The sequence below is a fragment of the Evansella sp. AB-rgal1 genome (genome assembly GCF_041820985.1).
Classification (GTDB): domain Bacteria; phylum Bacillota; class Bacilli; order Bacillales; family Salisediminibacteriaceae; genus Evansella.
Window position 1 is genome coordinate 56,128 of sequence record NZ_JBGUAU010000025.1, and the last position, 20,647, is coordinate 76,774.

Genomic DNA, 20,647 nt, shown 5'->3' on the forward strand with positions numbered 1-20,647 from the left:
AGAAAAAGGGGATGAATTATCGTGAAATTTCGTTACTTGCCAATGACGGAGCAAGATCAAAAAGAAATGATGGATACAATTGGAATTGACCATATTGATGAGCTTTTTGCGGATATTCCAAAAGAAGTTCGTTTTAAAGAAGATCTGAACATAGAAGAAGCGTTAGACGAAACAAGATTAGTGAAAGAGATGCAACGTCTTGCTGGGAAAAACCTCAATCTGAAAGAGGTTACTTCCTTTTTAGGTGCTGGAGTGTATGAACACTATATTCCTACTGTTGTTAATCATATGTTACTACGTTCTGAGTTCTATACTGCGTATACACCATATCAACCAGAAATTTCTCAAGGTGAGTTGCAAGCAATCTTTGAATTTCAAACGATGATTAGTGAATTAACGGGGATGGATATTGCAAATTCATCTATGTATGATGGACCTACAGCTCTTGCAGAAGCTGCGATGATGAGTGCAGGGCATACGAAAAAGAAAACTATTCTTGTATCAAAAACAGTACATCCAGAATCTAGAGCAGTGTTAAAATCAAATGCAAAGGGGCAAAACCTTACTGTTGTAGAAATTGATGAAAAAGATGGTGTTACCGATCTAGATCATCTTTCAGAACAATATGGTGACGATACTGCATGTGTTGTTGTTCAATATCCTAACTTTTTTGGAAATATTGAAGATTTATCAGCAATTGAGTCTATTGCACATAAAGGAAAAGGGTTATTCGTAGTTTCCTCTAACCCACTTAGCTTAGGCTTATTACAACCTCCAGGAAAATTTGGAGCAGATGTAGTTGTTGGAGATGTGCAACCGTTTGGTATTCCTACACAATTAGGTGGTCCTCACTGTGGATATTTCGCAGTAACTAACAAGCTAATGCGTAAAGTTCCAGGTAGATTGGTTGGTCAAACTAAAGATCAAACAGGAAAACGTGGATTTGTGTTAACGTTACAAGCAAGAGAGCAACATATTCGTCGTGAAAAAGCTACAAGTAATATTTGTTCTAATCAAGCACTTAATGCACTTGGTGCATCCATTGCTATGAGTGCATTAGGCAAAACTGGTGTCAAAGATATTGCTAATCAAAATATTCAAAAAGCACACTATGCAAAAGAGGAATTAAGAAAACATGGTGTAGAAGTGGTATATAGCGCACCGACTTTTAATGAATTTGTAATCCGCCTATCAAGACCAATTAAAGAAATAAATGAAGAATTATTAGCAAAAAACATTTTAGGTGGTTATGATCTTTCTCGTGATTACTCTGATAAAGAAAATATGATGCTAGTTGCCGTAACAGAATTACGTACAAAAGAAGAAATTGATGAGTTTGCATCAGTATTGGGGGGAGTCAAATGAATATACAACAAGATCAATCATTAATTTTCGAAATAAGTAAAGAAGGAAGAGTTGGGTACAGCTTGCCTGAACTTGATATACCAGAAATAGATATCAATGAACTTGTTCCATCACAGTTTCAACGTAAAATTGATGCAGAACTTCCTGAAGTTTCAGAACTGCAAATTGTTCGTCACTATACAGCTCTTTCTCGAAGAAACCATGGAGTGGACTCAGGTTTTTACCCTTTAGGTTCTTGTACGATGAAATATAATCCAAAAATAAATGAAGATGTAGCAAGATTTCCTGGTTTTGCTCATATTCATCCATATCAACCAGAGTCTACACTCCAAGGTGCTTTAGAGCTAATGTATAAGTTACAAAACTCCCTAGCAGAAATTACAGGGATGGATGCAGTGACACTGCAACCGGCAGCAGGTGCTCATGGTGAGTGGACTGGCTTGATGATGATTCGTGCATTTCACGAAGCCAATGGAGATACTCAACGTACAAAGGTTATTGTTCCTGACTCTGCACACGGTACGAATCCAGCATCTGCAACCGTTGCAGGTTTTGATTCTATTACTGTACGTTCAAATGAAAAAGGATTAGTAGATCTAGAACACTTACGTGAAGTAGTAGGAGAAGATACTGCAGCATTGATGTTAACGAATCCTAATACATTAGGACTTTTTGAAGAACAAATAGTGGAGATGGCTTCAATCGTTCATGAAGCAGGTGGCAAGCTTTATTATGACGGTGCGAATTCCAATGCGATTTTAGGAATTACTCGTCCAGGAGATATGGGATTTGATGTTGTTCACTTGAACTTGCATAAAACATTTACAACTCCACATGGAGGAGGAGGACCTGGCTCTGGTCCGGTAGGTGTGAAAGAAGAGCTTGTTCCATTTTTACCTAAACCAATGGTAGTCAAAGATGGCAATACTTATAGATTTGATTATGACATCCCTCAATCTATTGGTCGTGTAAAGCCGTATTACGGGAACTTTGGAATTAATGTAAGAGCATATACGTACATTCGTACAATGGGGCCTGTGGGCTTACGAAAAGTTTCGGAATTTGCAGTGTTAAATGCGAATTATATGTTCCGGCGTCTAGAACCGTTTTATGATGCACCATATACACAGCATTGTAAACATGAGTTCGTATTATCAGGTCGTAGACAGAAGAAACTAGGGGTTCGTACATTAGATATTGCAAAACGTTTATTAGACTTTGGCTATCATCCGCCAACGATTTACTTCCCATTAAATGTGGAAGAATGTTTGATGATTGAGCCAACTGAAACAGAATCTAAAGAAACGTTAGATGAATTTATTGATGCTATGATTCAAATTGCAAAGGAAGTTGAAGAGAACCCTGAGATCGTTCAAGAAGCACCACACAATACTGTGATCGATCGATTGGATGAAACTACTGCAGCAAGAAAGCCAATTCTACGTTATACAACAGAAGCTTAATAAAAAAACCTCTTTCCTTAATAAGGGAAGAGGTTTTGGTTTAATGAAGGTAACAAAATACTTATATCTACGTCTAGTCGAACTTTTTTACTTTTTTACCTTGCCTGTCCACTTTCTAAATCCACCTTTAACAGTAACAATTTCTTGAACCCCACGTTTTTTACGAAGGAACTTTGCTGCTTGAATACAACGAGAACCATTTTGACAATAAATATAAACAGGCTTGTCAGGTCGCACCTCATTTATCCGTTGGCGTAATTGGGATAATGGAATGTTACGAGCACCCAATATATAACCTGTTTTATATTCTCTATCTTCTCTTACATCGATAAGTTGTGCCTTACGATAGTTTTGGATGAATTCCTCTTGTTCTACTGTTTTTAAATAACTAGGTTTTTTCATACGTAGAATCATGAAAATGATTAAAGCCAAAGTCAAAATAATGAGAATCCATGTCGATAATGTAGGCATCAGACCACTCCTCTTTCTCTATCTATTGTTTCTACTCCATTATAAATGATATACGTAAATAACAAATCATGCAATTACTTAAAAAAGAAATATGTGAGCACTCTATTTTCATGCTCGCCATTTTTCTTGTATGATAGGTAAAGAAATACATTATTTGTGAGGTAGTGAGATATGGAAACTTGGTTTTTTGTAGATTCAGGAAAAAAAAGTCCTGCTTATAATATGGCTTTAGATGAAAAGCTAATGGACTGGCATCGTGATGGAAAAATACAGCCGGTAATACGCTTTTACGCTTGGAACCCTGCCACATTATCTGTCGGATATTTTCAAAAGGTTGAAAAAGAAATTAATATGGATGTTGTTCGAAAACGTGGATTAGGTTTTGTTAGGCGACCTACTGGAGGACGAGGGGTATTGCATGATGATGAACTAACGTACAGTGTGATCGTATCTGAAGAGCACCCTAATATGCCTGCAACTGTAACGGAAGCGTACCGAGTAATTTCAGAGGGGTTACTTCAAGGATTCCGCTTATTAGGTTTACAAGCAGAGTTTTCTATTCCAAGAACAAAAGAAGAAAAAGAACAATTAAAAAATCCTCGATCTGCTGTCTGTTTTGATGCGCCCTCATGGTATGAACTAGTGGTGGAAGGTAGAAAAATTGCTGGGAGCGCTCAAACGAGGCAAAAGGGTGTTATACTTCAGCATGGTTCCATTATCCGAACCTTAGATGAAGATATGCTCTTCGATCTATTTACATATTCTAGTGAACGTGTACGACAACGAATGCAATCAGCTTTTAAGAAAAAGGCCGTAGCGATTAATGATTTATCAGAAAAAGATATTCAGTTAGATGATATGAAGAAAGCATTTTTTACAGGGTTTGAAAAGGGTTTGAATATGGAATTGCAAGCATATGAACTTTCGGAGGAACAAGAAAAGGAAGTAGAAGACTTAGTCAACTTGAAATACGCAAAGGATAAATGGAATTTTAAATACTAAGCTTTATATTTAATTAGAAATTGACTTGTTTTAACGGAGGCTGGTAAGGAATGAGAGGTACTCTCTTTTTTATCACCCTCTTTTTTTGGTGGTACTTTGTCGTTAAGATGCGAATTATGTAGAACACAATGTGTATTCTAGTGCAATTTTTAAAATCTATCATTTTTAAGAAATAGTAGTATTTAATCTCTATTTTTCTATAAATTTCTCGCTTTTAGTAAGAATATCAAAGTTGACAAATCCTATGTAAAGCTTACTGAAATCAATATATAGTATTTTTGTGTTTAATCGTAGTACAATATATTGATGTGGTTCCTTAAATGTGATATAGTAAATCTTGCATATAAGCGCACTGGCATATGTTGCCAACACAACTAAGATCATATGTAACAACTAGATATAGTAGACTTTGAACTACAATCACTATCTATTGATAGTAGGATGGAAGTTAAATTAAGTAGAATAATGCCAAAATTTGTAGGAAAGGGAGCGGAGGCCTGTGACGACATTTATGTCAGAAAAAACGATCAACATAGAGGAACTTAATCAAGATATTAAGCAGTTTCCTCAAGTGTTTCCAGTTACTCCAGATATGAAAATAAAGCAGAGTGGAGTATCGCGGTTGGTCATGTTAGACCGCTATACATTTAAAGACACAGAGAAAAAAACATTAAAAGCAGGAGATTTTGTAGTATTGACTGTGAAGGCAGATCCAAAATTTCCAGCTCGAGGGTTCGGTTTTATCGTTGATATAAACTGGAAAGAGAACCGAGCAAACATTGCAGTTGACAATGAATTTATTGGTGTATTGGATGATCCTGAGGAAAAGAAAACTGGAATTGTAAACCGTTCTCTTGATACCATTGACAAGCCTCTAGAGATATACTATGAACAGATAGCAAAGAGAAATGCTCGTGGATTGTCTGAGGTAGAAGTAGATCCTGTAAGACGCCAAGAATCTTTTGAGAAATTTTACCATGAACTTGTAAATATGAACTTCGTGCCAGCAGGACGAGTTCTGTACGGAGCGGGAGCAGAGACGGATGTGACTTATTTTAACTGCTACGTTATGCCGTTTGTTGCGGATTCTCGTGAAGGAATATCCGACCACCGTAAACAAGTGATGGAGATCATGAGTCGTGGTGGAGGAGTTGGAACAAATGGTTCCACATTACGTCCTCGTAACACTCTTGCTCGTGGAGTAAATGGAAAATCATCTGGTTCTGTATCATGGTTAGACGATATTGCCAAGCTAACGCATCTGGTGGAACAAGGTGGATCAAGACGTGGCGCACAAATGATAATGTTGGCAGATTGGCATCCTGACATTTTAGAATTTATTATCTCTAAGATGCAAAACCCTAGAATTTTACGATACTTACTAGAAAATACACAAGATGATAATATAAAACGTCTTATTAAGGAAAAGTTACATTTTACACCACTTTCAGAATTAGACGAAGCAATGTACCAAAGCATCATGAATTACAAACATATTCCTGGTACAGGAGGATTCGATCCAAAAGTAATTCGAGAAGCCGAAGATAAGCTTCGGATTGGTGGTAATTATACCGTAAACAATTCTGAATTCTTAACAGGTGCAAATATTTCTGTTTGTATTACGAAAGAATTTATGGAAGCAGTAGAGAAAGATGCGGACTATGATCTTAGATTCCCAGATGTAGAAAATTACAATGAGGAAGAGATGAAAGCATATAATCGTGAGTGGCACAATTACGGAGACGTTCGAGAATGGGAAAAACTAGGATTTGGTGTTCGAACATACCGTAGGATTAAAGCGAAAGAGCTATGGAACTTAATTAACATTTGTGCAACCTACTCTGCTGAACCAGGTATTTTCTTTATCGACAATGCCAACGAAATGACAAATGCAAAAGCATATGGCCAGCAAGTAGTAGCAACGAATCCGTGTGGAGAACAGCCTCTTGCACCTTATTCTGTATGTAATTTAGCAGCTGTTAACTTAGCAGAAATGGCTGATAAAGAAAATAAAACAATTGATTATGAAAAACTAAAACAGACGGTAGCAACGGGTGTTCGTATGCAAGATAACGTTATTGATGCGACACCGTATTTTCTAGAAGATAATACGAAGCAAGCGCAAGGAGAACGCCGTGTTGGTTTAGGGGTAATGGGTCTACATGACCTATTAATCTATACAGAGACTGTGTATGGTTCTGAGGAAGGTAATGAGCTTGTTGATAAAATATTTGAAACGATTGCTACATCAGCTTATCGTACAAGTATTGAGCTTGCGAAAGAAAAGGGAAGCTTTCCATTCTTAATTGGTGCAAACGATCAAGAAACACAGCACCTTCGAATGAAATATATTAATACTGGTTTTATGAAAAAAATGCCTGAAGATATCCGACAAGGTATATTAAAATATGGGATAAGAAACTCTCATTTACTAACTGTTGCCCCAACAGGAAGTACTGGAACAATGGTTGGAGTTTCCACTGGCTTAGAACCGTATTTTTCCTTTTCGTATTTCCGAAGTGGTCGCTTAGGAAAGTTTATCGAAGTGAAAGCAGAAATCTTACAGCAATATTTAGAGAAGCATCCTGAAACTGACCCAAATAACTTGCCAAGTTGGTTTGTATCAAGTATGGAGTTGTCTCCTGAGGCTCATGCAGATGTACAATGTGTTATTCAGCGTTGGGTAGATAGTTCATTAAGTAAAACGGTAAATGCTCCACGTGGGTACACTGTAGAGCAGGTGAAAAAGGTTTACGAGCGTCTCTATAAAGGTGGAGCAAAAGGCGGAACTGTCTATGTAGATGGAAGTCGTGATTCTCAAGTTCTTACATTGAAGGCAGAAGAGAATGATATGTATGCAGTTGAACTCGCTGGAGATCCTATCGAAGACGATAAAAATAAGAAAAAACAAGTTGTGTTAGTCGACACAATTGCAGATTTACGAAGTACTTCTGTAACTTATGGAAGTGAAGTAGGAGATACGTGTCCTGTTTGTCGAAAAGGTACAGTAGAAGATATTGGTGGATGTAATACTTGTACAAATTGTAGTGCACAATTAAAATGTGGGCTATAATAGAAATAGTAATGAGAGGATAACCTTATAATGGGAATCCTCTTTTTTATTGCTGATTGTAGTAGTAAAGTGTAGTGTCTACATAGTGATAATATGACTTGTTTTAAAAATGTAAATAAACTTACTACTTAGCAAAAGCCCACTTTTCTAGTACGTGCAGTTGTTTTATAGTATAATTTTACATAATAGAAGAACATAACAAGGAAGATTACATAAAATATTAATAATGGTCTCAAGTCTGTTTGGAGGGAAACATATGCCAACACCGAGTATGGAAGATTACATTGAACGAATATATTTACTGATCGAAGATAAAGGATATGCCAGAGTTTCTGATATAGCAGAGGCATTAGAGGTGCATCCATCCTCGGTAACAAAAATGGTTCAAAAGTTGGATAAAAGTGAATACCTAGTTTATGAAAAATACAGAGGTCTAATCCTAACCCCAAAAGGGAAAAAAATCGGGAAACGGCTAGTATACCGTCATGACCTCTTAGAGGAATTTATGAAAATCATCGGCGTAAATACCGACAATATCTATGCAGATGTAGAAGGAATTGAGCATCACATAAGTTGGGATGCTATCGATCGTATTGGAGATTTAGTACAGTATTTTGAAGAAAACCCAGAGCGAGTAGAAGATCTTAGAGATGTACAAAAGAAAAACGATGAAATGGGAGAACAATCTTAACTATTCATAGTGAGATTGTTTTTTTTGAAAGATAAGTATAACATTTTTGGACTTAGAAAGTTGTCTAGCTCCAGGCGCCATGAACTCGTGTCAAATAACCTGACCGATTAAAAGTAAAAAGCACTTTTATCGGTCAGAACATTTGCTTTTCGCCGATAGGCGGGCGCCTTGCGCTTTTCTTAAAAGGTAAGAAAGTATATAATTTTTGAACTTAGAAAGGTGTCTAGCTCCAGGCGCCAGGACCTCGTGTCAAATAACCTGGCCGATTAAAAAGTAAAAAGCACTTTTTATCGTCCAGAACATTTGCATTTCGGTCCTGAGAGGGCGCCTTGCGCTTTTCTTATCCTACATTTACTACCTAGTCCAGATAATGCAGTAGTGAATAGAACACAATCCAACAAAGTTAGTCATACTACATAAGTTTGACTACCATGAACCCACGTATTTTCAGGGGTGTCATTACAGAATCTTGTGTTTTAATTCGAGCTGTTAGGTTCTTGGCATTTTTTTCTTCCTTTCCTACTACACTTATATAGGAGGGAATTAAAATGTTGAAGGTAGATGGCGTTTTTGCAGGTGGTGGAATAAAAGCATTCTCTTTTGTTGGTGCACTGAGAATCATGGAACGAGAAAATATGTCTTTTGAACGCTTAGCAGGAACAAGTGCTGGCTCTATTATTGCTGCATTTATTACTGCTGGGTTTAATAGTGAAGAGATTGAGAAGCTATTTGAAGAATTTGATGTATCTTCTTTGCTTGATTCCTCAAATGAAAATTTTTTCTTTCGATTCTATCGATGGATTCGTTTGTATCGAAAAATGGGAATATACGAAGGAGAAATTTTAGAACAATGGTTAGAAGAAATACTGAAACAAAAGGGGGTTTCCACGTTTGCAGACATTTTACCAGGATCTTTAAAAATGGTTGCATCTGATTTAACTAATGGCCAGATTCTGATTCTCCCAGATGATTTACCTAAATACGGGTTAAATCCTAATACTTTTTCTATTGCACGAGCAATTCGAATGAGTAGCAGCTTGCCGTTCTTCTTTGAACCGGTAAAGCTAACGAACAAAAACACTGGGAGAGAATCATTAATTGTTGATGGAGGTGTATTAAGTAACTTTCCCATTTGGCTATTTACAGATAAAGATATGACAAAAATCAAGCGACCCGTATTAGGGTTCCGATTGTCTCCCTCTAGGGATACAATAGAACCGAAGGAAGTAACCAATGCCTTTGCGATGTTACATTCAATGATTGACACAATGAGAACAGCACACGACCAACGTTACATTTCGAAATCCCATTCTAAAAACATTATTTTTATTCCAGCACAACACATTTCAACTACCCAATTTTCCATAAAGGGAGATCAAAAATTAGAATTAATTAAATTAGGGGAAGAAAGCACAGCAAATTTTTTGAAAAAATGGTCCTATTAGTGAATAATATTAACTTTATAATAATTTACTGCGCTCTTGTTTACGAAAAATTCTAAAAGATACTAACAAAAAGGGTACTACAAAAGTAATCCATAGACCAAGAATAATTCCAATTGAAATCTTCGTAAAAGGGATCCATGCACCAATAAAATACTCTGTTCCATAGAATAGAACAACACCACCTGCTGCTATAGTATATGAAACCATTTTATTAAATGTCGTATTCCTCTCGTCCATCCTTACTTTTATTACTTCTAAAATAGCTCCCAATCCTGTGCCGAGTAAGATTCCTGGATATAAAAGCAACTGTTCATTAGGGAAAATGATGGCTGCAAGAAATATGGGGAGTAATATAGCTGATATTATCAAGTAAGGCTCAGGCATTCCGCCAATCCAATCCAAAGTTCGATAAAAAGTGTAGATAATAAAACCACCAATTAGTATCCCTCCTACGATAGAGAGAATGTGGGTACTAGAATAGGAGAGGAGGTACAAACAAAAAATAACTGGAGGTAAAAAGCACATCATTAGTTGAAATCTCGTTCGTGCTAATGGTATGAAAAAGGAAAAAACCGTAACGACCAACTGAACATTTGGATGTGTAATTGGAACTAACTTGTCATTCGTATAAATAAACGGAAAATATAAGGTAATAATATAAGCTATACTTAAAGAAAATAAAGATAAATAGAAAACTTGAAGACCAGTCTGTCTATGCCTTGTCGAATAAATACCTCCTACAAGTAAAAGGAGCGCAAAAACAAGTAATTCCGATGGAATGTATAGTATCTGATCTAAAACGTTCACAATTATCACCACCCCTTATAAAAATAGTTTCTGTTAAAGGTTGTTGATGATTCTTAGTATAGGAGTTTTGGTTTTCTGGGTCGCTACCTCCCAGTAGGGTCTTTCAGTGTGCTTTTCCCATAGGAGGCTCGCACGTTACATAAAAATCAACATTGTACAGTAATAGGCATTGTCCTATAACATAGCAAAAAAATAAAAGAACCAAGCATTTAAAATAAAGCTCGGTTCTTCTTTTTGTTTTTCTTTCCTTCAATGACCGTAAGCTTTACATTTGATTGTCGCTTTATAAGTGGTCTTGAGATAGCTTTTTTCTTTTCTTTTTTCTTATGGAATTGTACAGGACGATTACTTGTTTTCATTGCGTTGGTAGAATTCGATTGTGCTCGAACTTGCTGTTGAACAAAAGGACCACGACTACGCATAAGTCTCGGTAATATGAATCTTCTCATTACAAAGATAAGAACTGCAACAATCCCTATTGTAACTAAAATTTGTGTGAAAAAGGCACCTGGTGATCTTATTAATTCGTACCCTATCCCTAGAATAGCTAAACCAATAATTGTTAATACGAGGGGGTGGAATGAATGTCTAAGCATTGCGGACACCTCCTAATCATGGATTTTTTTATAAAAACAATATCATTAACATTTTTTCACGAATACATTAAATCTAGTTAAATAATATATGCTAAACAATGAGAAGTTGATCCTTCATGCAGTGGAAAAGGGTAACTTACCTTGCGGGTTCTTAAACTTATTTTCTATACTAATTGTATTCTAATTATTAATAATCATTAATAATTTCGTATATTATTTTTCCTATTTATTGTATTCTACATAAATTTCTCTATTCCCTCTAAAAAATCAATTATTGTTTTTATTTCTTAACATTAATATTCCCGATATTTGGTAGATCTACACATACTGTTTTTATATTATTTTTCTACCTTCATAATTACGAGAATCAGACTATTATGTAATACCAACATTGTTGATGTATATACCAGTTCCCTCAGTCCACTCCTTTTCTGCGGGAACTGGCAAGCCTCGGCAAGGGTTTTTTCCTAAGAGCGACCCATGTCCTGTGGATACGGCCTCCTGTCATCATCTTTGTTCTTCCTGCCCCTGTAGACAGCCAAAATTATATTAATTATTTTCTTTTTTTTCATTATAGGATAGGTAAATATGGATATACTACCCTTTGAGGTGATAATGTGGGTGAAATAAAAGAACAAGATCAAACAGAAGAAGCTCTGTCGTTTAATGGATCAATTGCATTAATCGGACTTTTTGGTGGTTTATTTTGGAGTTTGATAGGATACATAGCCTTCTATTTAAATTTTGCACGAGTGGGACCGGCATTAGCCTTAATGCCATGGGCTCTTGGTGATTGGAAAAACGGTTGGCTAGGTCAACTCATTGGAATTGTATTTATTGGTCTCGTTTCTATCGCGGTTGCCTTTTTATACCGATTGCTTTTTGCAAAGATAAATAAACCTTGGCCAGGGCTTTTATATGGGTTAATACTATGGTTCATTATCTTCTGGCTATTTAATCCAATGTTCCCAGGACTAAAACCTTTAACTCAATTAGATTTAAACACTATTATAACTACACTCTGTTTGTATATTGTCTATGGATTATTTATCGGATATTCTATATCCTACGAGTATCATGAGCGTACATCTCATGAGAGTGAAGCTATTCAAAGCTAAAGTCGTGTGTTAGAATGTTCTTTGGAACATTCTCTTTTTTTTACTCAGTTATGACATAAAAATTCAGTAACACTTTTTCACGAAGGAGGTAGATACTCCAATGGATCTTCTTATCTTAAATGGACCTAATTTAAATCGGTTAGGAAAACGTGAACCTTCCGTATATGGAAATGATTCATTAAAGGATCTTGAAGCCTTATTAACTCAATATGGGGAATCTAAAAATGTAAATCTTACAATGAGGCAGTCAAATTGGGAGGGCCAACTGATTGATTGGATACATGAGGCAGAGGATGCTTTCGACGGAATTGTAATTAATCCTGGTGCGTTTACTCATTATAGTATTGCATTACGAGATGCAGTAGCTAGTATCTCCGTTCCAGTAATTGAAGTACACATTTCTAACGTACATGCCCGGGAGGATTTTCGAAAAGAATCTGTTATAGCACCTAATTGTGTAGGGCAAATTAGTGGATTCGGTTTTGATAGCTATATTATGGGTATAGATTTCTTTGTTAGGAGGAGAAATGAAGATGAATCGACTAGAGAAACTTAGAGAAGATTTACAGGAACATCATGTAGACGGTATGTTAATAACAAGTAATTATAATCGTCGGTATATGACAGGTTTCACTGGTACAGCAGGAGTTGCGCTAGTATCAGAAAAAGGTGCAAAATTTATAACAGACTTTCGTTATGTTGAGCAAGCTCAGGAACAGGCTTTAGGATTCGAAATTATTCAGCACACAGGCCCAATTCATGAGGAAATTGCAAAACAAGTAAATATTCTTGGGATTCAACAATTAGGCTTCGAAAAGGATTATGTTACTTACGGAACGTTTGATACATACAACCAATCGATTGATGCGACACTAGTACCAGTAAGTGGATTAATGGAAAAGATGCGATTACTGAAAGATTCTGATGAACTATCCATCATAAAAGAAGCTGTCCAAATAGCGGATTCGGCGTTTACACATATTCTCGATTATATACGACCTGGAGTACGTGAAATTGATGTATCTAATGAATTAGAGTTTTTTATGAGAAAACAAGGTGCTGTTTCCTCTTCATTTGATATTATTGTAGCTTCAGGTTATCGCTCTGCATTACCTCATGGCGTAGCGAGCGATAAGGTGATTGAAAAAGGGGAACTCGTAACTTTAGATTTTGGAGCATATTATAAAGGTTACTGCTCAGATATTACAAGAACAGTAGCTGTTGGACAACCTAGTGAAGAATTAATAAAAATTTATAATACGGTTTTAGAAGCACAATTAAAAGGTGTTCAAGGGATAAAACCTGGTATTACTGGAAAAGAAGCTGATGCACTAACAAGAGATCATATCTCAGAAAAGGGATATGGAGAGTATTTCGGTCACTCTACTGGTCATGGTATGGGGCTCGAAGTCCACGAAGGACCAGGATTGTCATTTAAGTCCGATACGATCTTAGAACCGGGCATGGTCGTGACAGTGGAGCCAGGAATATATATTGCTGGTGTAGGTGGTACACGTATTGAAGATGATATCGTAATCACGGAAAATGGAAATGAAATCTTATCTTCTTCTACAAAAGAATTAATAATACTTGGCGAATAGAATATTAGGAGGCATACAATGATTTCTGTAAACGAATTTAAAACTGGATTAACAATTGAAGTTGATGGTGGAATATGGCAAGTAATGGAGTTTCAACACGTAAAGCCTGGGAAAGGTGCAGCGTTTGTTCGTAGTAAATTACGTAATCTTCGAAATGGAAGTGTTCAAGAAAAAACATTTCGTGCTGGTGAAAAAGTAGGAAAAGCTCATTTAGAAAACAGAAAAATGCAATATTTATATGCTAGTGGGGATACACACACATTCATGGACACGGAATCTTATGAACAGTTAGAATTGCCAGCAGCGCAATTAACGGTGCAGTTAAAATATTTAAAAGAAAACATGGAAGTTCACATTTTGATTTATCAAGGTGAGACTCTCGGGATAGAAGTACCAAACACTGTTGAACTAGAGGTAACAGAAACTGAACCTGGTATTAAAGGTGATACTGCTTCAGGTGGCACGAAGCCAGCAACAGTGGAGACAGGTTTAATCGTACAAGTTCCATTTTTTGTGAACCAAGGAGACACTCTTGTGATTGATACTCGAAACGGTACGTATGTTTCTCGAGCTTAAGTAACAAATAATGTAGATGTATGAAAAGGTTGTAATATGACCTTCTCATACATCTTTTTTTGTTTTATCAAATATTCTCCTATACATAGTCATAAATAGGACACGCATTCATATATTCTCAGTAGACAACCTGTCTAAGAAAAATAAAGGAGGAAGGGATATGAAAGAAGTAATACATGTGCTTCCAGATTTTGTTAGACAAAGCTTTCTTGCTCTTTCACCAAAAATCATGAATGAAGTGGAAGAGATTCGTCTACGTGTAAATCGTCCAATCGAAGTACGTACACATAATAATACTTATATCCTTAAGCTAGGTACCTCCAACCTAGAATTTAAAGAGCCAGATGCACAAATGATGATGAGTCTGTTAAGTCAACATTCAGTATATAGGCTTGAGGAAGAGTTAAAACGCGGTTATATCACAATTCCTGGTGGTCATCGAGTTGGGTTAGCAGGAAGGGTAATCATGGAAAAAGGTGAGGTAAAAGGTATACGGGATATTAGTTCCTATAATATTCGAGTTGCTCGTCAAAAAAGTGGAGTGGCAGCTTCATATTTACCACACTTACATCATAAGGGGGGGTGGTGTCATACATTACTAATTGGCCCACCAAAGTCGGGGAAAACCACACTGCTTCGCGATCTTGCGAAAGAAATAAGTATGGGTACAAAATCACCTTCTCTTCCAGCCAAAAATGTAGGAATTATTGATGAACGTTCAGAAATAGCCGGCTCTGTAAGAGGCATACCACAGCATGAGTTTGGGGTGAAAGTGGATATTTTAGATGCTTGCCCGAAAGCGGAAGGATTGATGATGATGATCCGTTCCATGAGTCCAGAGGTCATTATTGTGGATGAGATTGGCAGAAAAGAGGATGGGGATGCCATTATGGAAGCTGTACATGCAGGTGTAACAATATTTGCCTCTGTTCACGGAGGGAGCTTAGATGATGTTAAAAAACGTCCAACCATCGCTCATTTAATAGATCAGGGGTTTTTTCAACGGGCAATAGAGTTGAACGTACAATCAAAACGAGGGATTGTTAGGAAACTAACAAAGGTATCGACCGTAAGAGGTGTTCAATAATGAAATTGTTCGGGGCCATTGTTATATTGCTTACCTCTACTGCGTTTGGCTGGGAGCTATCCAATAGACTAGGAAGAAGAACGAAACAGATAAGGTATTTAAAGATAGCTTTTGAAGCGTTAGAGACGGAAATGGTCTTTGGTATGACACCTTTGCCATATGCATGTGAAAAGGTAAGTAACCAACTTATCAAACCATTAAAGTCATTATTTCAAACAGTGTCAAAAAGATTATTGGAAGAAGAACAATCAGCAAAAGATATATGGTGCACGAGTGTGGAGAAATGGAAAAAGTCCACTGATTTGACGGGTACAGAAATAAACATATTATTGCAATTTGGACAAACGCTAGGTCAACAAGATTTAGAAAGTCAACGTAAGCAAATTCGATTAGCGATATCTTATTTTAATCAAGAGGAAAAGGAAGCTTTAGAATCGCAGCAAAAATTTGAATCTATGTACAAGAGTTTTGGTTTTCTTGGTGGAGTTTTACTCGTATTAATCATGCTTTGAGGAAGCAGGAGGGGATGGACATTGAATTATGATGTAAGTTTGATTTTTCAAATTGCCGGTGTCGGAATCGTTGTAGCGATGATACACACTGTATTAAAACAAATGGGAAAGGAAGAAATCGCAAATTGGGTAACGTTAATTGCTTTTGTAGTTGTACTATATATGGTTGCGACAGTTGTAGATGATTTATTTACAAAGATTCGCAGTGTATTCCTTTTTCAGAGCTAATAGGGGGTGAGGACTTATTGAAATCATCCAAATTGTAGGGTTAGGTTTAATTGCCACTTTTTTAGCATTAGTTGTAAAAGAACATAAGCCCATTTTTGCCTTTTTGTTAACTGTTTTTGTTGGTGTCATTATCTTTCTTTTTCTTATCGATAAAATAGCTGAAATCATTACAATGTTAGAAGAACTAGCTATTAGAGCAAATATCAATCTTGTATACGTACAAACTGTATTACAAATTGTTGGGATTGCCTATATCGCAGAATTTGGTGCTCAAATTGCCAAAGATGCTGGCCAAGGAGCTATGGCTTCAAAAATTGAGCTAGCAGGAAAGGTGCTTATTATGGTTATGGCGATACCTATTATATCAGTCATAATCGAAACGATTATTAGTATAATTCCTAACTCCTAGGAGGGAGAATTCATGAAGAAAATCTATGTAGTCGTCATGTTAATTATTTCCTTTTTTCTCCTTCCAAACTCTGTTCTTGCAGAAGAACCTTCTCTAGAAGAACAGGGAGAGTTCATGGAAAGACAGCTTGAACGACTAGGAATTGATGACATAGGAGTGTATTGGGAACAAATCATGACTGAATATGAGGGCTATTTACCTGAGAGTCAGCGTGGAAGATTTATGGATTTTGTTACAGGAGAAAAAGATTTCTCCCTTACTGCATGGATATCTGGATTAATAAGATATTTGTTCCATGAGATTTTTGCAAATGGAGCCCTTTTGGGAACTCTTGTGATATTAGCTGTATTTTCCATGATATTAGGTCAATTACAACAAGCATTTGAAAAACATAGTATTAGTAAAGTTGCTTATGCTGTTACATACATGGTGTTACTTATTATTGCCTTAAATAGTTTTCGTATCGCTATGGAATTTGCAGAAGTGACGATACAGACGATGAGTAACTTCATGGTTTCTCTTGTTCCACTTTTACTAGTATTAATGGCGTCATCAGGAAGTGTTACTTCTGTAGCCTTATTCCATCCAATTATTATGTTCCTAGTACATTCCAGTGGTGTTTTCGTTCAATATATTGTTTTACCTTTACTATTTTTATCTACCATTTTATTTATTGTTAGTACAATGACAGATCATTACAAAGTAACAAAGCTTGCAGAATTTATTCGAAATGTGGCAATAGGAAGCTTAGGAGTGTTTCTCACTGTATTTTTGGGTGTGCTGTCTGTTCAAGGGGCAACAGCTGCTGTGGCAGATGGAATTGCTATTCGAACCGCTAAATTTGTAACTGGTAATTTTATTCCTGTGATCGGGAGGATGTTTACCGATGCCGCCGACACAGTGATGGGAGCTTCTGTTTTACTAAAAAATACGGTTGGTGTAGTTGGACTAGCTATTTTATTGCTAATTTGTATTTTTCCTGCTTTAAAGGTTTTGGCATTAGCTATTATATATACCTTTACTGCAGCTATTTTGCAACCACTTGGTGGTGGACCTATCATTCAGTGTTTGTCAATAATTGGGAAATCAATGATTTTTGTCTTCGCAGCATTAGCAGTTGTTTCATTAATGTTTTTCCTTTCCATAACTATCATCATTATTTCAGGAAACCTCTCGCTAATGATGCGATAACTACGGGAGCCAGGACAGCGAAAGGACTGAAGTGAATGGAATAAAAACCAACAAAGTTAGTCATACTAGATTAGTTTGACTACCATCACCCCATGTATTTTCAGGGTAGACACCCATGAAAGTGATTATTTTCACCATGGAGGATGAAAATACGTTTTGAATGATATATAGAATATCTACTTTATATGGAATGAGCGCAGGTCCACGAACTCCAGTGGGAAGTAGAGTAGGGGCGAGACACCGCAGCGACGGAGTCGTGAGGAGGCTCGGCAACTCCCCACAGGAAAGGAGTGGACTGGAGCGAATGGAATAATTTCTAACAAAGTTAGCAATACTAGATAAGTTAACCACTAATTGATAACCCGTATTTTCAGGGTAGACACAAAGAAGGAGGGTTTAGATCATGAGTGTTATAACAACGTGGATTACGAATATTATTCTACTTATTTTATTCGCATCTATTTTTGAACTTTTACTACCAAATTCAAAAATGCAACGATATGTAAAACTAGTCGTAGGTCTCATGTTACTCATGGTCATGTTACAACCTCTCCTTTCAATTTTTCAAACAGATCCTGAAGAATGGCTGGCCGATTTAAGTTCATGGTCAAATGAAACTCATATTGATCAAGCGGATTTAGAGCTTAAAACATCAGAATTGGAAAAACAAAACATGGAGTTTATCTCTGGTCAAATGGCTATGGAATTAAAAAACGGAGTAAGTCGCGAGATTGAACAAAAATTTAATGTTGACTTACTAGAGGTTTTCGTTGAGTTTAGTAGACTACCTGAAAATGATGAAGACTTTTATGAAAGCTTGAAAGATGTAAATGTACTGATCCAAGAAAAAGGAGAGTCAATAGAAGAGGATTCTACTGCAGTAAAAGTCGTTCAAATAGATCCAGTTAGTATTGAGAGAAGAGAGAGCAAAGACGAAGAGGTGGAAGTAGGAGATACATATGAAGATATTCTCACTTTTTTGTCAACACGTTGGGCAATACCTGAAACTAAGATTCAAATTCAACAGAAAGTAGTTCAATAGTTTTTTTATATAAAAACAAAAAAATGGATATACATTGAGGACAACTTGCATATATTTCAGACAAGGGCTGTCCAAATAAAGAAACAAGCTTCTATGAATAAGAACAAAATGTTGGGGTGGTGCTATTTCCATGTTGTTAATGTATTCATGATTTCCAAGTTATGTTAAAGAACCCTTTCAAACGTGTATGTTCATAAGAAGATGTTACAAACGTAACAATACAAGAAATTACGCTAGGAAACTTGGATAGAACGTGCAAAGATCCCTTACGTGTACACGTTTTAATGAAAGGAGGGGAGGAGTGCAATGGATGAAAACAAACAAGAATCTAATTTGTTTAAGTCCATCTCTTTAAGAGGTCCAGGGAAAAAAATGAATATTAAATATGTATTCGTATTATTAGCAGCTGGAGTTCTTTTTATGGTGGTAGGAACATTTATGCAATCAGAAAATGAACCATCATCCATTCCTGTATTAAAAGAAGAGGAAGAGGATAATGGAACAGCCTCTGAAGAAGTGTTTATGTCTAGTGATAAGCCAGAGGAGTTAGCTACAATGACAGACTATGAAACATTTTACGAATCGCAACTTGAGAAGGCGTTAGAACAAGTTGCAGGTGTTTCTGAAGTTACTGTTATTGTCAACTTAGCAGAAACAGAAAATGTTGTTTACCAAAAGAATATAAGTACTAAGGAACAGACAACAAATGAAACAGACAGAGAAGGGGGTACGAGAGAAGTTCAAGATAAAACAAATGATGAACAAGTTGTTATTACCCGTTCTGGAGACAAAGAAGAAGCATTAATACAGCGGACAGAAAAGCCGACAATACGAGGCGTTTTAGTAGTCGCTAATGGTGCAGAAAATATTCAAGTGAAATCATGGATTGTGGAAGCGGTAAGTCGAACTCTTGATGTCCCTACACACCGTGTATCTGTTTTACCAAAAAAATCTAAGGGGGAATAATAAATGGTACTTAAACGACAAACGGTTTGGTTATTAACAATGCTAAGTTTAATAGTTGTATTATCAGTTTATTACATTTCCATGGACCCGAATACGAATCCAGGAGCTATGGGTGATGAAATGGAAGAAGAAAATGAAAATAGTGATATAAAAGAAGAAGGAATAGATAATGAAGATTTACAATTTGTAGATCTTGGAGATATTACAGAAGTAACTGGACCACCATCTTCTTTAAGTGACATGAGCGTTGAGGATTATTTCAATACAGTTCGCTTACAAAGAACCGATGCAAGAAACCGTGAAAGTGAAGGCTATATGACAGTTTTTAATTCATCAGATACAACTTCAGATGTTCAAATGGAAGCTCTTGATAAATATGAAAGTCTTCAAAAATTAGGACAGAAGGAAGAAGAGTTAGAGACATTATTGAGATCAAAAGGTTATGAAGATGCATTGGTTATTGCAGATGCTGAAGAAGCAAAGGTTTATGTAAAAGCTGATGAATTATCAAGAGCGGAAGCTGCTGAAATTCATAATCTTTCAAGAGAGCAGCTTGGCAATGAGATAGATATCATAGTTGGTTTCCAAAGCGATAAAAATTCATGATCTGTAAGAGTCTCGAAAGGATTGACCCCTTTTGAGCTCTTTTTTTTATGGATCTACCTTTGAGAGGCACAAGGGATCTTTGGACCTGCACCATCCCTCCATGCTGCAAATTTTTGCTCAGGTTCTATTGGTGTGTAGACTCTAATTTTTAATGTTGTTTAAAATTGATATTTCTTTTCACAGCAATTAGAAAGTATAATTAGCACTCTTATAAAAAGTATGTTTATCGTATTTTATGTTTGGATACATTTATAAGGAATTACTAATTATTAAATTCCTTATAACAATACATGCTTTTCTTCCATGATAGTGGTATAATACCCAATTGGAATAGGTAGTCCTAAATAAGGGCGTTTACTTGGAGTGAATACACGAGAGGATATAGTACTTAATCAAAA

Annotated in this window: 21 protein-coding genes; 18 read left to right on the top strand and 3 right to left on the bottom strand. The window is 36.3% G+C overall.

The features are described from left to right. Window positions 1-21: 21 nt before the first annotated feature. Window positions 22-1,365: an aminomethyl-transferring glycine dehydrogenase subunit GcvPA gene (gene gcvPA, locus ACERII_RS19055; RefSeq protein ID WP_373644399.1), complete on the top strand. Its 1,344-nt coding sequence runs from the start codon at window positions 22-24 to the stop codon at window positions 1,363-1,365. Continuing rightward, entirely contained in the window at window positions 1,362-2,828 is a 1,467-nt protein-coding gene (gcvPB, locus tag ACERII_RS19060) for an aminomethyl-transferring glycine dehydrogenase subunit GcvPB (RefSeq protein ID WP_373644400.1), read from the top strand. The genes gcvPA and gcvPB overlap by 4 nt, the downstream gene beginning before the upstream one ends. A gap of 87 nt (window positions 2,829-2,915) precedes the next feature. On the opposite strand, the gene ACERII_RS19065 is transcribed toward gcvPB, so the two are convergent. Further along, complete coding sequence (locus ACERII_RS19065) at window positions 2,916-3,299, bottom strand: rhodanese-like domain-containing protein (protein ID WP_373644401.1); 384 nt, start codon at window positions 3,297-3,299, stop codon at window positions 2,916-2,918. Window positions 3,300-3,470: 171 nt separating this feature from the next. On the opposite strand from ACERII_RS19065, the gene ACERII_RS19070 reads away from it, so the two are divergent. The 4 genes from ACERII_RS19070 to ACERII_RS19085 all read left to right on the top strand — a co-directional run bounded on the left by ACERII_RS19070 (window position 3,471) and on the right by ACERII_RS19085 (window position 9,510). Beyond that, complete coding sequence (locus ACERII_RS19070) at window positions 3,471-4,301, top strand: lipoate--protein ligase family protein (RefSeq protein ID WP_373644402.1); 831 nt, start codon at window positions 3,471-3,473, stop codon at window positions 4,299-4,301. 511 nt (window positions 4,302-4,812) lie between these two features. Beyond that, window positions 4,813-7,374 (top strand): vitamin B12-dependent ribonucleotide reductase, encoded by a 2,562-nt coding sequence (locus ACERII_RS19075; RefSeq protein WP_373644433.1) that lies wholly within the window; start codon window positions 4,813-4,815, stop codon window positions 7,372-7,374. Between the two features lie 256 nt (window positions 7,375-7,630). Continuing rightward, entirely contained in the window at window positions 7,631-8,065 is a 435-nt protein-coding gene (gene mntR, locus ACERII_RS19080) for a transcriptional regulator MntR (protein ID WP_373644404.1), read from the top strand. 548 nt (window positions 8,066-8,613) lie between these two features. After that, complete coding sequence (locus tag ACERII_RS19085) at window positions 8,614-9,510, top strand: patatin-like phospholipase family protein (RefSeq protein WP_373644405.1); 897 nt, start codon at window positions 8,614-8,616, stop codon at window positions 9,508-9,510. A gap of 15 nt (window positions 9,511-9,525) precedes the next feature. Here the strand turns inward: ACERII_RS19085 and ACERII_RS19090 are convergent, their stop codons facing one another. Continuing rightward, window positions 9,526-10,317 (bottom strand): hypothetical protein, encoded by a 792-nt coding sequence (locus ACERII_RS19090; RefSeq protein WP_373644407.1) that lies wholly within the window; start codon window positions 10,315-10,317, stop codon window positions 9,526-9,528. 209 nt (window positions 10,318-10,526) lie between these two features. After that, window positions 10,527-10,913, bottom strand: coding sequence for an SA1362 family protein (locus ACERII_RS19095; RefSeq protein WP_373644408.1), 387 nt, complete (start codon window positions 10,911-10,913; stop codon window positions 10,527-10,529). Window positions 10,914-11,530: 617 nt separating this feature from the next. Between ACERII_RS19095 and ACERII_RS19100 the strand changes: the two genes are divergently transcribed. The 12 genes from ACERII_RS19100 to ACERII_RS19155 all read left to right on the top strand — a co-directional run bounded on the left by ACERII_RS19100 (window position 11,531) and on the right by ACERII_RS19155 (window position 20,249). Further along, window positions 11,531-12,031, top strand: coding sequence for a YqhR family membrane protein (locus ACERII_RS19100; RefSeq protein ID WP_373644409.1), 501 nt, complete (start codon window positions 11,531-11,533; stop codon window positions 12,029-12,031). A gap of 100 nt (window positions 12,032-12,131) precedes the next feature. Then, window positions 12,132-12,587, top strand: a complete 456-nt coding sequence (gene aroQ / locus ACERII_RS19105) for a type II 3-dehydroquinate dehydratase (protein ID WP_373644410.1) — start codon at window positions 12,132-12,134, stop codon at window positions 12,585-12,587. After that, window positions 12,565-13,632 carry a M24 family metallopeptidase gene (locus ACERII_RS19110; protein ID WP_373644412.1) on the top strand — a complete coding sequence of 356 codons (1,068 nt, stop codon included), beginning with the start codon at window positions 12,565-12,567 and terminating at the stop codon, window positions 13,630-13,632. The genes aroQ and ACERII_RS19110 overlap by 23 nt, the downstream gene beginning before the upstream one ends. An 18-nt stretch (window positions 13,633-13,650) precedes the next feature. After that, window positions 13,651-14,208 (top strand): elongation factor P, encoded by a 558-nt coding sequence (gene efp, locus ACERII_RS19115; protein WP_373644413.1) that lies wholly within the window; start codon window positions 13,651-13,653, stop codon window positions 14,206-14,208. Between the two features lie 160 nt (window positions 14,209-14,368). After that, a complete protein-coding gene (gene spoIIIAA / locus ACERII_RS19120; protein ID WP_373644415.1) occupies window positions 14,369-15,295 on the top strand; it encodes a stage III sporulation protein AA in 927 nt (308 codons plus the stop codon). Further along, complete coding sequence (spoIIIAB, locus tag ACERII_RS19125) at window positions 15,295-15,807, top strand: stage III sporulation protein SpoIIIAB (RefSeq protein ID WP_373644416.1); 513 nt, start codon at window positions 15,295-15,297, stop codon at window positions 15,805-15,807. Before spoIIIAA ends, spoIIIAB begins: the two co-directional genes overlap by 1 nt. A 21-nt stretch (window positions 15,808-15,828) precedes the next feature. Continuing rightward, window positions 15,829-16,035, top strand: coding sequence for a stage III sporulation protein AC (gene spoIIIAC / locus ACERII_RS19130; RefSeq protein ID WP_373644417.1), 207 nt, complete (start codon window positions 15,829-15,831; stop codon window positions 16,033-16,035). A gap of 16 nt (window positions 16,036-16,051) precedes the next feature. Further along, a complete protein-coding gene (gene spoIIIAD, locus ACERII_RS19135) occupies window positions 16,052-16,444 on the top strand; it encodes a stage III sporulation protein AD (RefSeq protein WP_373644434.1) in 393 nt (130 codons plus the stop codon). 12 nt (window positions 16,445-16,456) lie between these two features. Then, window positions 16,457-17,635 (top strand): stage III sporulation protein AE, encoded by a 1,179-nt coding sequence (spoIIIAE, locus tag ACERII_RS19140; protein WP_373644418.1) that lies wholly within the window; start codon window positions 16,457-16,459, stop codon window positions 17,633-17,635. A 403-nt stretch (window positions 17,636-18,038) separates the two neighbouring features. Then, entirely contained in the window at window positions 18,039-18,677 is a 639-nt protein-coding gene (spoIIIAF, locus tag ACERII_RS19145) for a stage III sporulation protein AF (RefSeq protein ID WP_373644420.1), read from the top strand. A gap of 306 nt (window positions 18,678-18,983) precedes the next feature. Beyond that, window positions 18,984-19,643 carry a stage III sporulation protein AG gene (gene spoIIIAG / locus ACERII_RS19150; protein ID WP_373644422.1) on the top strand — a complete coding sequence of 220 codons (660 nt, stop codon included), beginning with the start codon at window positions 18,984-18,986 and terminating at the stop codon, window positions 19,641-19,643. A gap of 3 nt (window positions 19,644-19,646) precedes the next feature. After that, the gene (locus ACERII_RS19155; RefSeq protein WP_373644424.1) at window positions 19,647-20,249 is read left to right on the top strand and encodes a SpoIIIAH-like family protein; all 603 of its coding nucleotides are present in this window, start codon (window positions 19,647-19,649) and stop codon (window positions 20,247-20,249) included. Window positions 20,250-20,647 lie beyond the last annotated feature (398 nt).